Source organism: Streptomyces sp. DT2A-34 (assembly GCF_030499515.1).
Classification (GTDB): domain Bacteria; phylum Actinomycetota; class Actinomycetes; order Streptomycetales; family Streptomycetaceae; genus Streptomyces.
In genome coordinates, this window is the sequence record NZ_JASTWJ010000001.1 from 2,591,872 (window position 1) to 2,609,740 (window position 17,869).

Annotated in this window: 13 protein-coding genes and 2 pseudogenes; 6 read left to right on the forward strand and 9 right to left on the reverse strand. The window is 70.1% G+C overall.

What is annotated here, in order from left to right:
• Positions 1-253: 253 nt before the first annotated feature.
• The 3 genes and pseudogenes from gabT to QQM39_RS11170 all read left to right on the forward strand — a co-directional run bounded on the left by gabT (position 254) and on the right by QQM39_RS11170 (position 3,978).
• Entirely contained in the window at positions 254-1,588 is a 1,335-nt protein-coding gene (gabT, locus tag QQM39_RS11160) for a 4-aminobutyrate--2-oxoglutarate transaminase (protein ID WP_301996543.1), read from the forward strand.
• 241 nt (positions 1,589-1,829) lie between these two features.
• Positions 1,830-2,689 (forward strand): annotated as a pseudogene (locus QQM39_RS11165) (phosphatase PAP2 family protein).
• A 52-nt stretch (positions 2,690-2,741) separates the two neighbouring features.
• Positions 2,742-3,978 (forward strand): annotated as a pseudogene (locus QQM39_RS11170) (IS701 family transposase).
• A gap of 280 nt (positions 3,979-4,258) precedes the next feature.
• Here QQM39_RS11170 and QQM39_RS11175 read toward each other — a convergent pair.
• From QQM39_RS11175 to QQM39_RS11205, 7 genes are all read right to left on the reverse strand, one after another.
• The gene (locus QQM39_RS11175) at positions 4,259-4,711 is read right to left on the reverse strand and encodes a hypothetical protein (RefSeq protein WP_301996544.1); all 453 of its coding nucleotides are present in this window, start codon (positions 4,709-4,711) and stop codon (positions 4,259-4,261) included.
• A gap of 116 nt (positions 4,712-4,827) precedes the next feature.
• Positions 4,828-6,246, reverse strand: a complete 1,419-nt coding sequence (locus tag QQM39_RS11180; protein WP_301996545.1) for an FAD-binding oxidoreductase — start codon at positions 6,244-6,246, stop codon at positions 4,828-4,830.
• 47 nt (positions 6,247-6,293) lie between these two features.
• Positions 6,294-7,094 carry an ABC transporter permease gene (locus tag QQM39_RS11185; protein WP_301996546.1) on the reverse strand — a complete coding sequence of 267 codons (801 nt, stop codon included), beginning with the start codon at positions 7,092-7,094 and terminating at the stop codon, positions 6,294-6,296.
• Positions 7,095-8,024, reverse strand: a complete 930-nt coding sequence (locus tag QQM39_RS11190) for an ABC transporter permease (protein WP_301996547.1) — start codon at positions 8,022-8,024, stop codon at positions 7,095-7,097.
• Positions 8,024-9,169 carry an ABC transporter ATP-binding protein gene (locus QQM39_RS11195; protein ID WP_301996548.1) on the reverse strand — a complete coding sequence of 382 codons (1,146 nt, stop codon included), beginning with the start codon at positions 9,167-9,169 and terminating at the stop codon, positions 8,024-8,026. Before QQM39_RS11195 ends, QQM39_RS11190 begins: the two co-directional genes overlap by 1 nt.
• A 5-nt stretch (positions 9,170-9,174) precedes the next feature.
• A complete protein-coding gene (locus QQM39_RS11200) occupies positions 9,175-10,422 on the reverse strand; it encodes a PotD/PotF family extracellular solute-binding protein (RefSeq protein WP_301996549.1) in 1,248 nt (415 codons plus the stop codon).
• An 86-nt stretch (positions 10,423-10,508) separates the two neighbouring features.
• Positions 10,509-12,044: a gamma-aminobutyraldehyde dehydrogenase gene (locus tag QQM39_RS11205; protein ID WP_301996550.1), complete on the reverse strand. Its 1,536-nt coding sequence runs from the start codon at positions 12,042-12,044 to the stop codon at positions 10,509-10,511.
• Positions 12,045-12,243: 199 nt separating this feature from the next.
• On the opposite strand from QQM39_RS11205, the gene QQM39_RS11210 reads away from it, so the two are divergent.
• Positions 12,244-12,798 carry an NADAR family protein gene (locus QQM39_RS11210; protein WP_301996553.1) on the forward strand — a complete coding sequence of 185 codons (555 nt, stop codon included), beginning with the start codon at positions 12,244-12,246 and terminating at the stop codon, positions 12,796-12,798.
• Positions 12,799-13,007: 209 nt separating this feature from the next.
• On the opposite strand, the gene QQM39_RS11215 is transcribed toward QQM39_RS11210, so the two are convergent.
• Positions 13,008-13,868: a DUF4190 domain-containing protein gene (locus tag QQM39_RS11215; protein WP_301996554.1), complete on the reverse strand. Its 861-nt coding sequence runs from the start codon at positions 13,866-13,868 to the stop codon at positions 13,008-13,010.
• A 155-nt stretch (positions 13,869-14,023) separates the two neighbouring features.
• On the opposite strand from QQM39_RS11215, the gene QQM39_RS11220 reads away from it, so the two are divergent.
• On the forward strand, positions 14,024-15,085 hold the full coding sequence (locus tag QQM39_RS11220; RefSeq protein ID WP_301996555.1) for an adenosine deaminase: 1,062 nt from the start codon (positions 14,024-14,026) through the stop codon (positions 15,083-15,085).
• A gap of 58 nt (positions 15,086-15,143) precedes the next feature.
• Complete coding sequence (locus QQM39_RS11225; RefSeq protein WP_301996556.1) at positions 15,144-15,842, forward strand: glycerophosphodiester phosphodiesterase; 699 nt, start codon at positions 15,144-15,146, stop codon at positions 15,840-15,842.
• 15 nt (positions 15,843-15,857) lie between these two features.
• Here QQM39_RS11225 and QQM39_RS11230 read toward each other — a convergent pair whose 3' ends face one another.
• Positions 15,858-17,531 carry an RNA polymerase sigma factor gene (locus QQM39_RS11230; protein ID WP_301996557.1) on the reverse strand — a complete coding sequence of 558 codons (1,674 nt, stop codon included), beginning with the start codon at positions 17,529-17,531 and terminating at the stop codon, positions 15,858-15,860.
• Positions 17,532-17,869: the final 338 nt, after the last annotated feature.

Consider the following 17,869-nt stretch of genomic DNA (forward strand, 5'->3'; position numbering starts at 1 on the left):
CATCAGCGAGCCAATCTAACGCCCTCTCCTGGGGAGTTCACCGCTTACGCGGCCGACGGAGCGGACCGAGGTGCTCCGGATCTCGTCACGGCCTGCCCCACCGGCGCGTAACCTCCGCCGGCGCGTCGCTATGTCCACCACGGACAACCGGACGCGCTGACAACGCCCACATGGAGCATGCCCACCCCCCACTGCCCGCCCTAGCCTGCGAAAAAGAGAAGACAAGCGTCCGCAACACCCCCAGGAGCCCCTCATGAGCGCACTTCCGCAGGAGCGCCGCGTCGTCACCGCCATCCCCGGCCCGAAGTCGCTGGAGCTGCAGGCCCGTCGTACCGCCGCGGTCGCGCAGGGCGTGGGCTCCGTGCTGCCCGTCTTCACGGCGCGTGCGGGCGGCGGCATCATCGAGGACGTCGACGGCAACCGCCTGATCGACTTCGGCTCGGGCATCGCGGTGACATCCGTCGGCGCGTCCGCCGAGGCTGTCGTACGCCGGGCCTCCGCGCAGCTCGCCGACTTCACCCACACCTGTTTCATGGTCACGCCGTACGAGGGTTACGTGGAGGTCGCCGAGGCCCTCGCCGAGCTCACCCCGGGTGACCACGCCAAGAAGTCCGCGCTGTTCAACTCCGGCGCCGAGGCCGTCGAGAACGCCGTCAAGATCGCCCGTGCGTACACCAAGCGCCAGGCCGTCGTCGTCTTCGACCACGGCTACCACGGCCGTACGAACCTCACGATGGCGCTGACCGCGAAGAACATGCCGTACAAGCACGGCTTCGGCCCGTTCGCGCCCGAGGTCTACCGGGTGCCGGTGGCCTACGGCTACCGCTGGCCGACCGGCCCGGAGAACGCGGGTCCGGAGGCCGCCGCGCAGGCCATCGACCAGATCTCGAAGCAGGTCGGCGCGGAGAACGTCGCCGCGATCATCATCGAGCCGGTCCTCGGCGAGGGCGGCTTCATCGAGCCGGCCAAGGGCTTCCTGCCGGCCATCAGCAAGTTCGCCTCGGACAACGGCATCGTCTTCGTCGCCGACGAGATCCAGTCCGGCTTCTGCCGTACGGGTCAGTGGTTCGCGTGCGAGGACGAGGGCATCGTGCCCGACCTGATCACGACCGCGAAGGGCATCGCCGGCGGCCTCCCGCTCGCCGCCGTGACCGGCCGCGCCGAGATCATGGACGCAGCGCACGCGGGCGGCCTGGGCGGCACGTACGGCGGCAACCCGGTCGCGTGTGCCGGTGCGCTGGGCTCCATCGAGACGATGAAGGAGCTCGACCTCAACGCCAGGGCGAAGAACATCGAGGCGATCATGAAGGCCCGCCTCACCGCCATGGCCGAGAAGTTCGACATCGTCGGTGAGGTGCGGGGCCGGGGCGCCATGATCGCCATCGAGCTGGTCAAGGACCGCGCCACCAAGGAGCCGAACCCGGAGGCAACCGCCGCGCTCGCCAAGGCCTGCCACGCCGAGGGCCTGCTGGTCCTGACCTGTGGCACCTACGGCAACGTGCTGCGGTTCCTGCCCCCGCTGGTCATCGGCGAGGACCTGCTGAACGAGGGCCTCGACATCATCGAGCAGGCCTTCGCCCGCATCTGAGGCCACAGCAAAACCACTGGGATCACGGAAAAACCACTGGTGAGCGCCGGTCGACCGGCCCGGTAACCCCATCCGCCCCACCCCTCACCCCGCCCGCGGTTCCGGGGGTGGGGCGGCGGTAGTCAGAGCGTGTGAAGAAGGTGTGCGAGGTGGATGGCAGGACGCGATTCCGTCTGTCTTACGCCCTTCCGCTGTCGTAGGTTCTAGGCAGATGAGAGATACACCCCGCCCAGAGGGGACTCTGGGTGACATCGGGCCGAGGCCTCCCCAGCTTCGACCTGGTCGTGCCCTCGCGCACACAACCGGAGCCTCCGGCTTCGGATCTCCTCACCGATCGGACAGTCGCCCGCCCCAAACCCCCCGGGGCGGCCGACCATCCGATCCGGACGGGCGCCTCGGAACCACCCCCCCTGTTCCGGGGCGCCCGACCTCCCTCTTCCTCCTTCTCGGCCTTCCGGCTCTCCTCTTCGCCCTGATCACCTGGCAGGTCGTCGCGGACGGGCCGCTCGTGCGTGTGGACGAGCGGGTCAGCCGGGCCTTGATCCACCCGGACCGCTCCTCCGATCTCCTGGCCGATCTGGGCAATGTCCAGGTCGCGGTCCCGGTCCTCGCCGCGGTCCTCGTCCACACCGCCTGGCGGTCCCGGCGCACTGGTACAGACCGCTGGTGGCTGCCGGCCACCGCGGCGGCCGTCCTGATGGCACTGGTCCCGGCCCTGGTCGTGCCGCTCAAGGAACTCACCGACCGCCCGGGCACCCCGGCCGTCCCCCGGCGACCGGTTACTACCCCTCCGGCCACACCGCCACGGCCGCCGTCGCCTACGGCTCCGCGGCGCTGCTCCTCCTTCCCTGGCTCCGCTCCGCCTACGCCCGCCGCGAGCTCCTCATCGCCTGCGCGGTCGTCAACGCCGCCGTCGGCTTCGGCCTGGTCCGCCGCGGCTACCACTGGCCCCTGGACGTCGTGGCCAGTTGGTGCCTGTGCGCGGTGCTCCTGTCTTCGCTCTGGCTGTTCCTCGCCCGAAGCAGCCGCCGAACGCCCGCCGCCACTCCCGACCGCCGCACCGGTCCCGGCCCCAGGGGCATCGAGGGTTCCGCGGGCTAGTAGTGCTTCGTTACGTTGAGTGATCTCGGCTGATCGTGGGCAGCTTCCCGGAGTGAGGTTGGGGGAAGTGGAACGGCTCCGGGGCGAGTTGGCGGAGTTCGTTGCCGATGTGTTCGGGTCGTTTCCGCGGCGGGATCAGCGACGGTGGGGCGAGTGTTATCTGCGGGGCCTGATGCTCGACGGCCGGCGCAAGTCGATCCAGCCGATGGCCGAGCGTCTGCCGGACGGGAACATGCAGGCCCTGCAGCAGTTCGTGAACCAGTCGCCGTGGGATCCGCTGCCGGTCAGGCAGCGGATCGCCGAGCGGCTGTCCGGAGTTGTCAGGCCCGAGGTGTGGGTGATCGACGATGTCTCGTTCCCCAAGTGCGGCAAGGCGTCGGTCGGGGTGGCCCGCCAGTACTGCGGAGCGGTCGGCAAGCGGGCGAACTGCCAGGTCGCGGTCAGTGTCCATGCCGCCACCGACACTGCCTCGTGCCCGTTGGAGTGGCAGTTGTATCTGCCGCGTGAGTGGACGGACGAGCCGGACCGATGCCGCAGGGCAGGAGTCCCCGACGACGTGGTGCACCGGGAGAAGTGGCGTCTCGCGCTCGGTCTCCTGGACACACTCGCCCAGTGGCAGTTGAAGGCGCCGGTCGTGGTCGCCGACGCCGGCTACGGCGTCAGCACCCCCTTCCGGCTCGGTCTCCAGGAGCGAGGGCTGTCCTATGTCCTGGCCCTGAACGGGAAGGAAGTCGCCCACCCGGAGGATGCTGAGCCGCACCAGCCTGCGTATGGCGGGCTCGGACCGCCCACCCTTGCCCGCTACCGCACCCCACCGCGAGCCGTCTGCGTCCTCGCCGGGGAGGCGGGTGCGGAGCGGTTCACCGAGGTGACCTGGAGGCAGGGCAGCAAAGGCGCGATGACTTCGCGGTTCGCGGTGCTGACAGTGCGGCCCGCGGGCAAGCAGTCCCTGGCCGCAGCGCAGGAGGCGGGCGGCGGCCGCAACCGGTGGGACGGCGTCCTGCCCGTCCAGACACTTCCTCGTCGAATGGCCGGACGGCCAGGACGCTCCGACGGACTACTGGATATCGAACCTGCCTGCCGCCACACCGGCCGCTGACCTGGTGCGGTGGGCCAAGATGCGCTGGCGGATCGAGCACGATTACCGCGAGCTCAAGCATGGCCTCGGACTGGACCACTTCGAGGGCCGCACCTGGCGCGGCTGGCACCACCACGTCACCCTCGTCACCGCCGCCCAGGCATTCCTCACCCTCAGGCGGCTCGACCCAAAAGTCCACACACCGGCCTGACCCTCTACCAGGTCCTCGACGTTCTTCAGGACCTGCTGAGGTGCTGGACCGGTACCTGCACCACCTGCGGACGCCCCCTGCCCAGCCCTCGGAGCAGCCACAGACAGCCCACAACCTAACGAAGCACTACTAGGTCCTGTCGTTCGGATCAGGCCGGCTGTGAGGTGCGGTGCCTTCCGGCCGACCCGAGCCGGGGGCGATGGGGGTGCCCCCGCGCCCTTAAGGCAGTGGGGAGTGCGTGCCGGACCCCGCGACGCCGGGATGATCCAAACGACAGGGCCTAGCCCTCCCCCTCCGCGGCCAGTCGCGCCGCCGCCTCGTGCATGGCCAGTTCGAGCAGTGCCGGGTCGGTGAGGGTGCCGGTTCCGTCCGGTGGGACCAGCCAGCGGGTGCCGCCGGAGGCGCGGCCCGGGTAGGGGACGACGATCCAGGTGCCCTCCCCGGCCGTACGGATGCCGGTGCCGAGCCAGCGGGCGGCCGTGCCCGGTGGCACGAAGAAGCCCATGCGCGAGTCGCCGAAGTCGACCAGCACCGGGCCCGGCTGGTCGAGGATGCGGGTGAGGACATCGAGCGTCGGATAGCCGAGCTCGCCCGGCAGGATGAGTACGTCCCAGGCCTTGCCGGCCGGCAGCAGCGCGACCCCGAGGGGATTGCGCTCCCACTCCCAGCGACAGGCTGCGGGATCCGGCGCAACGGATGCCAGCCACTCGACCGCCGTCTTCGCCCCTGTCATGACGGTGACCTCCCTTTTTCTTTCGTGAACGCGGGTCGCGTCACGAGGGAGAGGGAGGTCACCTGCCGGGCATTACGCGGGTTCTCGCCACCAATCCAAGGTGACCTGAGTCACATTCAGCTGTCGAACCCGAGGCCGAGTCGGTCCATCGCCTTCAGCCACAGATTGCGCCGCCCGCCGTGCGCGTCGGCGCGGGCCAGCGACCACTTGGTGAGCGCGATGCCGGTCCAGGCGAAGGGCTCCGGCGGGAAGGGGAGCGGCTTCTTGCGGACCATTTCGAGCTGTGTGCGTTCCGTGTGCTCCCCCGCCAGCAGATCCAGCATCACGTCCGCGCCGAAGCGGGTGGCGCCGACGCCGAGGCCCGTGAATCCCGCCGCGTACGCCACCTTGCCCTGGTGGGCCGTCCCGAAGAACGCCGAGAAGCGGGAGCAGGTGTCGATCGCGCCGCCCCAGGCGTGGGTGAAGCGGATGCCCTCCAGCTGCGGGAAGCAGGTGAAGAAGTGCCCCGCGAGCTTGGCGTAGGTCTCCGGACGGTCGTCGTACTCGGCGCGGACCCGGCCGCCGTAGGGGTAGATGGCGTCGTAGCCGCCCCAGAGGACGCGGTTGTCGGCGGAGAGGCGGAAGTAGTGGAACTGGTTCGCCGAGTCCCCGAGGCCCTGGCGGTTCTTCCAGCCGATCGAGGCGAGCTGGTCCCCGGTGAGGGGCTCGGTCATCAGGGCGTAGTCGTAGACCGGGACCGTGTACGCGCGCACGCGCTTGACCAGACTCGGGAAGATGTTCGTGCCGAGCGCGACCTTGCGGGCGCGGATCTGGCCGTAGGGGGTGCGTACGGCCATGCCGGCGCCGTACGGCTTCAGGGTGAGGGCGGGGGTGTGCTCGTGGATGCGCACGCCCAGGTCCAGGCACGCCCGCTTCAGTCCCCATGCCAGCTTGGCCGGGTTGACCATGGCGACGCCGCGGCGGTCGTAGAGGCCGGCCTGGAAGGTCGGTGAGTCGACCTGGGCCCGTACCCCCTCGGCGTCCAGGAACTCGATTCCCTCGGCAAGGCCCTTGTCCCGCAACTCCTCGTACCAGTCGCGCAGTTCCCACGCCTGGTAGGTCTCGGTGGCGACGTCGATCTCGCCGGTGCGTTCGAAGTCGCAGTCCAGGGAGTAGCGGGCGACCGCCTTCTCGATCTCGTCGAGGTTGCGGGCGCCCAGCTCCTGAAGTGTGCGGATCTCGTCGGGCCAGCGGGCGAGGCCGTTGGGCAGCCCGTGGGTGAGGGATGCGGCGCAGAAGCCGCCGTTGCGGCCGGAGGCGGCCCAGCCCACCTCGCGGCCTTCGAGCAGGACCACGTCCCGCTGCGGGTCGCGCTCCTTGGCGAGGAGCGCGGTCCACAGTCCGCTGTAGCCGCCGCCGACAACCAGCAGGTCGCAGGTCTCGGCGGTGGTGAGGGCGGGTTCCGGGTGGGGCCTGCCGGGGTCGTCCAGCCAGTACGGGACCGGCTGGGCTTCAGAGAGTGCCTTTGTCCATCTGTTCATGGCGCTTGGGGCCATGATTTCAACTCCCTACAGGGGTTTTCCCTGGGCTTATGCCTTTTGGCTTATGCCTTCTGCTTGTTTCTGCGGTTTCCGATGACCATGGAGGTCAGGACGAACAGTACGGCGACGACGAACATGGCCGTACCGATGACATTGATCTGAACGGGCGTTCCGCGCTGGGCGGAGCCCCAGACGAACATCGGGAAGGTGACGGTGGAGCCCGCGTTGAAATTCGTGATGATGAAATCGTCGAAGGAGAGCGCGAAGGCGAGCAGCGCGCCCGCCGCGATTCCGGGGGCGGCGATCGGCAGGGTGACCCGGACGAACGTCTGGAAGGGTCCGGCGTACAGGTCCTGCGCCGCCTGCTCCAGCCGCGGGTCCATCGACATCACGCGTGCCTTCACCGCCGTCACGACGAAGCTCAGGCAGAACATGATGTGGGCGATGAGGATCGTCCAGAAGCCCAGCTGGGCGCCCATGTTGAGGAACAGGGTGAGCAGCGAGGCCGCCATGACGACCTCGGGCATCGCCATCGGCAGGAAGATCAGCGAGTTCACGGCGCCCCGCGCGCGGAAGCGGTATCGGACCAGCGCGAAGGCGATCATCGTGCCCAGGAGCGTGGCGCCCAGCGTCGCCCAGAACGCGATCTGGAGGCTGACCGACAGCGAGCCGCACAGGTCGGAGACACCGCACGGGTCCTGCCAGGCGGCCGTGGAGAACTCCTGCCATTCGTAGTTGAAGCGCCCCTTCGGTTTGTTGAAGGAGAAGACCGTCACGACGACGTTCGGCAAAAGGAGATAAGCGAGCGTCAGCAGTCCCGCGATGACGACGAGATTGCGCTTGAGCCAGTTGACGAAGGTCATTTAAACCAGATCCTCCGTGCCGGACCTACGGATGTAGACGGTCACCATGACGAGAATGGCGGCCATGAGGATGAAGGAGAGGGCCGCGGCCGTCGGATAGTCCAGAATCCGCAGGAACTGCGTCTGAATGACGTTGCCGACCATGCGGGTGTCGGTCGAGCCGAGGAGATCGGCGTTGACGTAGTCGCCGGCCGCCGGGATGAAGGTCAGCAGCGTGCCCGAGACGACGCCCGGCATCGACAGCGGGAAGGTGACCTTCCGGAAGGTGGTGATCGGCTTGGCGTAAAGGTCGTGCGCGGCCTCGTGGAGCCGTGGGTCGATGCGCTCCAGCGAGGTGTAGAGCGGCAGGACCATGAACGGCAGGAAGTTGTACGTCAGACCGCACACCACCGCGAGCGGCGTGGCCAGCACGCGGTCGCCCGAGGTCATGCCGAGCCAGCTGGTGACGTCCAGGACGTGCAGCGTGTTGAGGGCGCCGACGACCGGGCCGCCGTCCGCGAGGATCGTCTTCCAGGCGAGGGTGCGGATCAGGAAGCTGGTGAAGAACGGCGCGATCACCAGGATCATGATCAGGTTCCGCCAGCGGCCCGCGCGGAAGGCGATGAGGTAGGCGAGCGGGTAGCCGAGGATCAGGCACAGGACGGTCGCCGAGCCGGCGTAGAGCACCGAGCGCAGGAACTGCGGGTAGTACTCGGACAGGGCGTCCCAGTAGGTGGCGAAGTGCCAGGTGACCTTGTAGCCCTCCTCCAGGGAGCCCGTCTGCACGGACGTGGAGGCCTGGTAGATCATCGGCAGCGCGAAGAAGACCAGCAGCCAGAGGATGCCGGGGAGCAGGAGCCAGTACGGGACGAGACGGCCGCGTCTACGCGGGGGCTTCTTCTCGGGAGCCGTCGGGGAGAGAGGCGGGGGCGCCTCGGTGAGTGTCGCCATCAGACCGCCGCCTCTTCCTGGATGCCGGCGTCGATGTCCTGGGTGGCGTCCAGACCGAAGGTGTGCGCCGGGTTCCAGTGCAGGACGACCTCGGCGCCGGGCACCAGCCGGGCGTCCCGGTCGATGTTCTGGGCGTAGACCTCGAAGTCGGGGCAGACCGGGCTGTCGACGACGTACTGCGTGGAGACGCCGATGAAGGAGGAGTCCGCGATCCTGCCGGTGATGCGGTTGCGGCCCTCGGGGATCTCGCCCGCCTCGTCGGCGTGGGTGAGGGAGATCTTCTCCGGCCGGACACCGACCAGCACCTTGCCGCCGGTGGACGTGGGCGCGCCGCACCGCGCCTCGGGGAGGACGAGCTTGCCGCCGCCCGCCTTCAGCACGATGTCGTCGCCGCTCTTGGAGTCGACCTCGGCCTCGATGAAGTTCGAGGTGCCGAGGAAGTTGGCGACGAACGTCGTGCGCGGGTTCTCGTACAGATCGGTGGGCGAGCCGAGTTGCTCGACGCGGCCCGCGTTCATCACGGCGACCGTGTCGGCCATGGTCATGGCCTCCTCCTGGTCGTGGGTGACGTGGACGAAGGTGATGCCGACCTCGGTCTGGATGCGCTTGAGCTCCAGCTGCATCTGGCGGCGCAGCTTCAGGTCGAGGGCGCCGAGGGGCTCGTCGAGGAGGAGCACCTTGGGGTGGTTGATGAGGGCCCGGGCCACGGCCACGCGCTGCTGCTGGCCACCCGACAGCTGGTGCGGCTTCTTGCGGGCCTGCTCGCCGAGCTGTACGAGGTCGAGCATCTCCTCGACCTGCTTCTTCACCGACTTGATGCCGCGCCGGCGCAGGCCGAAGGCGACGTTCTCGAAGATGTCGAGGTGCGGGAAGAGGGCGTACGACTGGAAGACCGTGTTCACCGGCCGCTTGTACGGCGGGAGAGCGGTCACGTCCTGGTCGCCGAGGTGGACGGTGCCGGAGGAAGGTTCCTCCAGGCCGGCGATCATCCGCAGGGTGGTGGTCTTGCCGCAGCCGGAGGCGCCGAGCAGGGCGAAGAAGGAGCCCTGCGGCACGGTCAGGTCGAGGGGGTGTACGGCGGTGAAGGAGCCGTAGGTCTTGCTGATGCCGGAGAGGCGGACGTCGCCGCTGGTGTCGTTCGTCATTGGTGTCACGCCCCTGTGAGCTTCGCGAACTTCTCTTCGTAGGCCGTCTCTTCCTTCGAACTCAGTGAGCGGAAGGCACGGGACTGGGCCTGCATGGCCTTGTCGGGGAGGATCAGCGGGTTGTCGGCCGCGTCCTCGTCGATCTTCGCAAGCTCTTCCTTCACGCCGTCCACGGGACAGACGTAGTTGATGTAGGCGGCGAGCTCGGCGGCGGCCTTCGGCTCGAAGTAGTAGTCGATGAGCCGCTCGGCGTTCGTCTTGTGACGGGCCTTGTTGGGGATCAGCAGGTTGTCGCTGGACGTCATGTAGCCGCTGTCCGGGATGAGGAAGTCGATGTCCGGGCTGTCGGCCTTGAGCTGTACGACGTCACCGGCCCAGGCGAGGCAGGCGGCGAAGTCGCCGCTGGTGAGGTCGGAGGTGTAGTCGTTGCCGGTGAACCGGCGGATCTGCTTCTTGTCGACGGCCTTCTGGAGGCGGGCGATCGCCGCGTCGTAGTCGTCGTCGCTGAACTTGGCGGGGTCCTTGCCCATGTCGAGCAGGGTCATGCCGATGGTGTCGCGCATCTCGGTGAGGAAACCGACGCGGCCCTTGAGCTTGGGGTTGTCGAGCAGGTCGGAGACGGTCTTCACCTCGACGCCGTCGAGCGCCTTCTTGTTGTAGGCGATGACGGTCGAGATGCCCTGCCAGGGGTAGGAGTACGCCCGTCCCGGGTCCCAGTCGGGGCTGCGGAACTGCTGGGACAGGTTGGCGAAGGCGTGCGGCAGGTTGGACGGGTCCAGTTTCTGGACCCAGCCGAGGCGGATGAGGCGGCCGGCCAGCCAGTCGGTGAGGACGATGATGTCGCGCCCGGTGTCCTGCCCCGCCGCCAGCTGCGGCTTGATCTTCCCGAAGAACTCGTTGTTGTCGTTGATGTCCTCGGTGTACTTGACCTTGATGCCGGTGCGTTTCGTGAACTGCTCCAGCGTCGGATGGTGCTTGCCGCTGTCGTCGACGTCCATGTACTCGGTCCAGTTGGAGAAGTTGACGACCTTCTCCTCGGCCGAGTGGTCCTCTGCGGACGTGCCGCCCTGGGTCTTGCCGGCCGCGGGGATCCCGCAGGCGCCGAGCGTGCCCAGTCCGCCCAGCGCGAGCGCGCCGCCCGTGGAGGCGCGCAGCAGGGAACGGCGGGTCATGGCGGCCCGGCCGTTGCGCATACTGCGCCGCATGGCGGCCACCTGGGCCGGGGACAGGCGGTCGGGCTCGTACTGCTCCATGCGCGTGGTGCCCTTTCGGGAGAGATCGGAAAGGTTGGGGAGGCCTGGTCGCGGGTCGGGCGGCCGGCTGCTCCCGCCTGATCTGGCTATCGGTCCCCGAAGACAGTGCGGTGCCAGTCCTTCCTGGCGACCGCGGTGTTGTCGAACATGACGTGCTTGATCTGGGTGTACTCCTCGAAGGAGTAGGTTGACATGTCCTTGCCGAAGCCGGAGGCCTTGTAGCCTCCGTGCGGCATCTCGCTGACGATCGGGATGTGGTCGTTGACCCACACACAGCCCGCCTTGATCTCGCGGGTGGCCCGGTTCGCGCGGTAGACATCACGGCTCCAGGCGGAGGCGGCGAGCCCGTACGGGGTGTCGTTGGCGAGCCTGATCCCCTCGTCGTCGCTGTCGAACGGCACGACGACCAGGACCGGCCCGAAGATCTCGGACTGGACGATCTCGCTGTCCTGGGGCGCGTCGGCAACGAGGGTGGGACGGTAGTACGCACCGTTCTCGAGGTCGCCCTGGGGAGCCTCGCCACCGGTCACCACGCGCGCGTAGGCGCGCGCACGGTCGACGAACCCGGCGACCCGGTCGCGCTGGACATGGGAGATCAGCGGCCCGAGATCGGTGCCCGGCGCGAACGGATCACCGAGGCGGACGGTGTCCATGAGGGCGGCGGTCTGCTCCACGAAGGCCTCATGGAGCGGCCGTTGCACGTACGCGCGCGTGGCCGCCGTGCAGTCCTGCCCGGTGTTGATCAGCGCGCCCGCGACCGCGCCGTGGACGGCGGCTTCGAGGTCGGCGTCGTCGAAGACGACGAAGGGCGCCTTGCCGCCCAGCTCCAGGTGGATCCGCTTCACGGTGGCGGTGGCGATCTCGGCCACGCGCTTGCCGACGGCGGTGGAGCCGGTGAAGGAGGTCATGGCGACGTCGGGGTGACCGACGAGGTGCTCACCGGCTTCTCTCCCGGTGCCGGTAATGATGTTGATGACCCCGTCCGGGATCCCGGCGTCGGTGGCGGCCCGCGCGAAGAGCAGCGAGGTCAGGGGCGTGAGCTCGGCGGGCTTGAGCACGATGGTGTTGCCCGCCGCGATCGCCGGGAGGATCTTCCAGGCGGCCATCTGGAGGGGGTAGTTCCAGGGGGCGATGGAGCCGACGACGCCGATGGGCTCGCGGCGGACGTAGGAGGTGTGGTCGCCGGAGTACTCCCCGGCGGACTGGCCGGCGAGGTGGCGGGCGGCACCCGCGAAGAAGGCGGTGTTGTCGATCGTGCCGGGCACGTCGAACTCACGGGTCAGCTTCAGCGGCTTCCCGCACTGCAGGGACTCGGCGCGGGCGAATTCCTCGGCCCGGTCGGCGAGGACGGCGGCGAAACGGTGCAGCGCGTCGGAGCGCTCGCCCGGGGTCGCGGCGGCCCAGCCCGGGAACGCCTCGCGCGCGGCGGCGACGGCCGCGTCGACGTCATCGGGGCCGGCCAGGTCGTACGTGTACACCTCCTCGCCGGTCGCAGGGTCGACGACGGCGTGGGTACGACCCGAGGTCCCCTTCGCCGGTCGGCCCGCGATGTACTGCGCGCCCTCCGCGAAGCGGTCCTGGGCCGGGAATCGTTCCGGGGTGGCGGTGCCCGGGTTGTGCATGTCGCTCCCTCCGTGTCCCCGCGGTGGGGCCGGCGTGGCTCAGGCTCGATTTGAGTGCCGATCCTGACAGAGCAGGAGCACTCCAACAAGTGATTCCGTTGTTGCCTTTTGGTTACGCGACGGAATCTGTCGACCAGGTGTCGAGTTGGCCAGAAAAACGCGGGACGGATTGTCGGTGGTGCGTGCCAGACTCGGCGGCATGCCGAAGATCGATTCTTGGGATGTCCTGATCAGGGAGGTCCGTGCGGGGGCGAGGGTCAAGTATCTGCACTTCTGGGGGCACCGGCCGAGGCCGGACGGCCAGGTGGGTGCGAGCTGCCTGAGCCAGTGGTGGCCGTCCCCGTTCACGGTGGACGGGGTGGCGTACGCGACCGCCGAGCACTGGATGATGGCCGAGAAGGCGCGGCTGTTCGGGGACGCCGAGGCCGAGCGAGGGGTGTTGGGGGCGGGGCATCCGTCGGCGGCGAAGAAGGCCGGGCGGCTGGTGCGGGGGTTCGACGACGCGATATGGGAGCGGGAGCGGTTCCGGATCGTCGTCGAGGGGTCGGTCCGCAAGTTCGGGGCGCATGCGGATCTGCGGGCGTTCTTGGTGGGTACCGGGGATCGGGTGCTGGTGGAGGCGAGTCCGGTGGATCGGGTGTGGGGGATCGGGCTGGCGGCGAGTGATGAGGGGGCGGGGGATCCGGAGCGGTGGCGGGGGCCGAATTTGCTGGGGTTCGCGTTGATGGAGGCGCGGGAGCGGTTGCGGGGGTAGGGGGTTCGCCCCCGCCGCCCCTACCCGTCCCGTCCTGAAGGGGCTCCGCCCCTTCGACCCCGCTCCTCAAACGCCGGAGGGGCTGACGTACTCAGCCCGTCCGGCGTTTGAGGACGAGGCCCGTTCAGGGCCGAAGCGGGGGTCTGGGGGCCGCAGCCCCAGGGATGGGACGGGTAGGGGCGGCGGGGGCGAGGAAAACCCGGCGGTGCCTACGCCGTGGCGATCACAAGCGCCACCATCCCCAACCCCAACACCACCCCCGCCGCCCCACAGATCATCCCGGCCAGTGCCTGCCCCGGATTCGTCGCCTCGCCCCGCCGCGCCTTGCCCCGCCCGATCGAACCGAAGATCAGAGCCAGCACACCCAGAATGATCGCCACCGGCCACAGACAGAAGACCGCAGCGGAGATGATCCCGAGCACAAGCGCGGCCGTGCCCATTCCGTTGCTCGGCATGGCCTGCATACCGGGCCAGCCGTAGTAGCCCGCGGCACCAGGCCCCGCCCCCGGGTACCCGTGACCCACGGGATAGCCGTACGGAACCTGCCCCGGCCCGTCGGGACCGATGGGCGGCGGCGGAACGGGCTCATCATGAGCGCCGTAGGGACCGGGCGCGGTCGGCGGCGCGAAGGGGTTCCCCGTCGAGCCGTACGGCGGCATCGCCGGGCCCGGCCCTGCCGACGGGTTCGTCCACGGCGCCGCCGGCGGCACGGCGTCCCGTGGCTCGGACGGCACGCCCATGGGCGGCATGGACGTGACGGTCTGCTGATCGTGCACGGACGGAGCAGGCCAGACCGGCGGCTCGTTCGAGGAGAGGGTGTGCCCGGGACCGCCCGGCGTGATGGCGGGGGCCGCCTGCGCGCCCGCGGCAGGAGGCGCCCACGGATCCGGCTCGGTTCGGGACTGCGGCCCACCCGGCACCGCATCACTCGGCCCGGTCGCCCCCGCCCCCGCCCCCGGCTTGTCCAACGACGTCTTCGGCCCCTTCTCCGACGAAGTCCCCGACCCCCCTGATGCTTCCGATCTCCCCGATACTTCCGGCGCCTCCGGCGTCTGCGCGTCGTCGGACATGCGCGGGCCCCCTCCGTCGTGCGTGCCGTCATGCTAAGGCCCGGGCATCGCCGACACGGCCCCGGCCTACGATGCTCCCGAGTAACCGATCAGCCGATCACCCGCGTCCCGCCACCCGCACACCCGGCCGCGGACGCCGTTCCCGGGGAGGAACCTTGACCGACCGTCTCGTCGACGCCCGCGTCCCGCGCGACCTGCACGCCTTCATCGCCGGACTGCCCAAGGCCGAACTGCACGTCCACCACGTCGGCTCCGCCTCCCCCCGCATCGTCGCGGAACTCGCCGCCCGCCACCCCGACTCCAAGGTCCCCACCGACCCCGAGGCCCTGGTCGACTACTTCATGTTCACGGACTTCGCCCACTTCATCGAGGTGTACCTGTCCGTCGTGGACCTGATCCGCACCCCGGAGGACGTACGGCTGCTGACGTACGAGGTGGCCCGCGACCTGGCCCGCCAGCAGGTGCGCTACGCCGAGCTGACCATCACCCCGTTCTCCTCCACCCGCCGCGGCATCGACGAGAAGGCGTTCATGGACGCCATCGAGGACGCCCGCAAGGCGGCCGAGGCCGAGTTCGGGACCGTGCTGCGCTGGTGCTTCGACATCCCCGGCGAGGCGGGGCTCGAATCCGCCGAGGAGACCGTGCGGCTCGCCACCGACGACCGAGTGCGCCCGGAGGGCCTGGTGTCGTTCGGGCTCGGCGGGCCCGAAATCGGCGTACCGAGGCCGCAGTTCAAGCCGTACTTCGACCGGGCGATCGCCGCCGGACTGCACTCCGTGCCGCACGCCGGTGAGACCACAGGGCCGGAGACGGTCTGGGACGCCCTGAACCATCTGCGCGCCGAGCGCATCGGGCACGGTACGAGCTCGGCGCAGGACCCGAAGCTGCTCGCACACCTCGCCGAGCACCGGATCCCACTGGAGGTGTGCCCGACCTCCAACATCGCCACGCGCGCGGTCCGCACCATCGACGAGCACCCGATCAAGGAGTTCGCGAAGGCCGGGGTCGTCGTCACCATCAACTCCGACGACCCGCCCATGTTCGGCACGGACCTCAACAACGAGTACGCGGTCGCCGCACGCCTCCTCGACCTCGACGAGCGGGGCCTGGCCGACCTGGCCGAGAACGCCGTGGCGGCGTCCTTCCTGGACGCGCCCGGCAAGGCCCGGATCCAGGCCGAGATCGACACGTACACGAGCACGTGGCTCGCCCCCTGACGCCCGGAATGGCGCCCGGACTGACGCCACCCCACCGGCGACCGCCACAATGACGTCCATGCAGAACGTGACCGCCGTCGCCCACCGCGGCGACCCCTACCGCGTCCGCGAGAACACGCTCGACTCCCTGCGCTCCGCGCTCGAACTGGGCGCGGACGCGGTGGAGATCGACGTACGGCTCACCCAGGACGGCGTGCCGGTGCTGCTGCACGACGAGACACTGAAACGGCTGTGGGAGCAGGACCGGCCGGTGCTCGCGCTGTCGGCGGCCGAGGTGCGGGGGCTGACGGCGGGCGGGGTGCCGACACTTGAGGAGGCGCTGGCGGCGTGCGACGGGAGCCGCGTGATGCTCGACCTGCCGGGCACGCCCGATGTGCGGGCGGCACGCCGGGTCGTGGACGTCGTGCGCGGGTGCGGGGCGCAGGACCGCGTGTACTACTGCGCGGGCGCCCCCGCCATGCTCGCCGTGCGCGCCGCCGACCCGGCCGCCGAGATCGCCCTGACCTGGACGACGCTGGCGCCGCCGCGCCCCGCGCTGCTGGACGCGGTGCGCCCGCGCTGGCTCAACTACCGCTTCGGCCTGGTCGACCACGCCCTCACCGAGCGCGTCCACCGCGACGGCTACCTGCTGTCCGCCTGGACCCCGGACACCCGGCGCTCCATGCGCCGCCTGCTGGACATCGGCGTCGACTCGATCACGACCAATCGGGTCGCCGTCCTCCTCGGCCTGCGCGCCGCCCAGGCGGACAGGCCCTAGGCACGGTCACCGGCGCTACACACGCGAGCGCTGAGCCACCGCCGCCGGATCGGCCGGCGTCTCACGGGTGACGTACTGCGGCACCGGCGCGGTGTCCTTGCCGTTGTCGCGGACCAGGCCGTAGCGGAGGGCGCCCTGCGGGGGGCCGTACCGCACGTCCTCGTTCACCTTGTCCCAGCTCGACGGCATGACGGTCAGGCCGTAGGAGGCGCCGCGCTCGTTCTGGTTCAGGGTGACGGTGCCGTCGAGGTAGAAGTACTCGTTCTGCCACATCTGCTGGGTGCCGTCGGGCAGCACCGTGTAGCCGATGTCCGGGCCGCCCATGCCGGTGACGTAGCCCCGGTCGGAACCGTCCCCGATGACGTCGTCCATACGGCGGCCGCCACCCGAGGCGACGTGGAAGATCTCGCCCTTCAGACCGGTCCAGGTCGGCATGGTCAGCCCGCCGGACCGGTCGTGCGGGGAGATCTGCCAGCGCACCAGGACATAGCCCTGCCCGCTGAGCGTCACGTTCTCGCCCCGGTGCTGCATGACGGCCTTCGCGCCCCCGGTGCTGGTGACGCCGGACTCGGGGCGGCGGGGCAGGGCGGCGGGCTCGGCGTTCGGGTCCGGGGCCTGGTCGACGGCGTCGACGACCGTGCCGTACAGGTCGACCTCCTTCGTCGCCGACGGTGACGGGGAAGGCGTGGCTGTCGGTGTCACCGACGGCGTGGGCGACGGCGGGCGGGCCGTGCTCGCCGCCGTGGGGGCGGCCGCGCGCGGCGGCGCGTCCGGGGTCTGGGTGACGACGTACGCGCCGCCCGCGACGATCGTCGCGCCGGCCGTCACCGCCACGGCGGGCTGGGCGAGCGCGGCCATCACCTTCGCGGACCAGCCGACGGAGGTCGCCGTGGCCGTCGCCGCGGCCGCCGTCTTGCCGCCGAGGGCCAGGGAGAGGGTGAAACCGACCGGGATCGGGACGAGCGCGATACCGACGAGAAGCCGTTCGGCCGGTACGACGGCCTCGCGGGAGTCGCCGCAGTAGCCGCAGCCCCTGATGTGCCGGGCCAGCCGCTTGCGCCAGACCGAGTCGGGGCGGCCGTTCCAGCGGGCGGTCAGCTCGCGCAGGTCGGGGCAGGCGCCGTCCAGCGCCCGTACGATGCCGCGCGCGGTCTCCAGCCGCTCCTTGACCCGCTGGACGCGCACCGCGGCGTGCTGCCGGCTGATCCCGGCCGCGGCGGCCAGTTCGCGCCGGGTCAGCTCTCCCGCGACCTCCAGCCACCACAGCGACAGCAGTTGCCGGTCCTCGTCGTCCAGCCAGCGCACGGCCTCCGCGACCTCGCGCCGCTGCCCCTCCAACTGCAGCCGCAGCACGGTGAGTTCGGCGAAGTCGGTGGCCTCGTGCGCGGCCGACTCGTCCAGTTGGGCGGTCTGCCTGCGGCGCGCCCGGTCCCGGATCTGCCGCATGGCGATGGCGACGAGCCAGGAGCGGAAGCTGTCCGGGTCGCGCAGCGAGCCGAGGTTGTCGACGGCGCGCAGCATGGTCTCCTGGACGACGTCGTCGACGTCGGCATGACCGTTCAGGGCGCGCCCGACCACGTTGTAGACCAGCGGCAGCCAGCCCTCGACCAGCTCGTCCAGCGCATGCCGGTCACCGGCCTGCGCCGCCGCGATGGTGGCGCGCCACTGCCGGCCGGCTCGCTCGTCCACGTACGTCCTCTCCCGGCTCACTTGCTGCCCGTACGCACCTTCTCAGCCTGACCAGCACTGTTGGCTATGTCGGAGATCACATTCCGCTTTCGGCACGGGTGAGACGACGGACGGGACGCCAGCGGGGACGGCAGGCGGGGCATCGGGGCGGCTCCCGGGGGTGGGGGGTGGCGGGACGCGAGTGGAGACGCGGTGAAGGGGGCGGCGATAACACTTTTTTCGGCGACCTGGGCCGCGGACCCGGCCCGTAGGGGCGATCCCTGGCAACGCCCTTGCTGTGTACGGCATTTGCTCCGGGGTCTCCCAGGGTCCGAGCCCCTCCTCACCGACGATTCGGC

Coding starts and splice junctions, on each gene's coding strand:
- gabT (WP_301996543.1), top strand. CDS start 254: ATGAGCGCACTTCCGCAGGAGCGCCGCGTCGTCACCGCCATCCCCGGC.
- QQM39_RS11200 (WP_301996549.1), bottom strand. CDS start 10,422: ATGGAGCAGTACGAGCCCGACCGCCTGTCCCCGGCCCAGGTGGCCGCC.
- QQM39_RS11210 (WP_301996553.1), top strand. CDS start 12,244: ATGCCGAAGATCGATTCTTGGGATGTCCTGATCAGGGAGGTCCGTGCG.
- QQM39_RS11180 (WP_301996545.1), bottom strand. CDS start 6,246: ATGGCCCCAAGCGCCATGAACAGATGGACAAAGGCACTCTCTGAAGCC.
- QQM39_RS11195 (WP_301996548.1), bottom strand. CDS start 9,169: ATGACGAACGACACCAGCGGCGACGTCCGCCTCTCCGGCATCAGCAAG.
- QQM39_RS11205 (WP_301996550.1), bottom strand. CDS start 12,044: ATGCACAACCCGGGCACCGCCACCCCGGAACGATTCCCGGCCCAGGAC.
- QQM39_RS11190 (WP_301996547.1), bottom strand. CDS start 8,024: ATGGCGACACTCACCGAGGCGCCCCCGCCTCTCTCCCCGACGGCTCCC.
- QQM39_RS11185 (WP_301996546.1), bottom strand. CDS start 7,094: ATGACCTTCGTCAACTGGCTCAAGCGCAATCTCGTCGTCATCGCGGGA.
- QQM39_RS11175 (WP_301996544.1), bottom strand. CDS start 4,711: ATGACAGGGGCGAAGACGGCGGTCGAGTGGCTGGCATCCGTTGCGCCG.
- QQM39_RS11215 (WP_301996554.1), bottom strand. CDS start 13,868: ATGTCCGACGACGCGCAGACGCCGGAGGCGCCGGAAGTATCGGGGAGA.
- QQM39_RS11225 (WP_301996556.1), top strand. CDS start 15,144: ATGCAGAACGTGACCGCCGTCGCCCACCGCGGCGACCCCTACCGCGTC.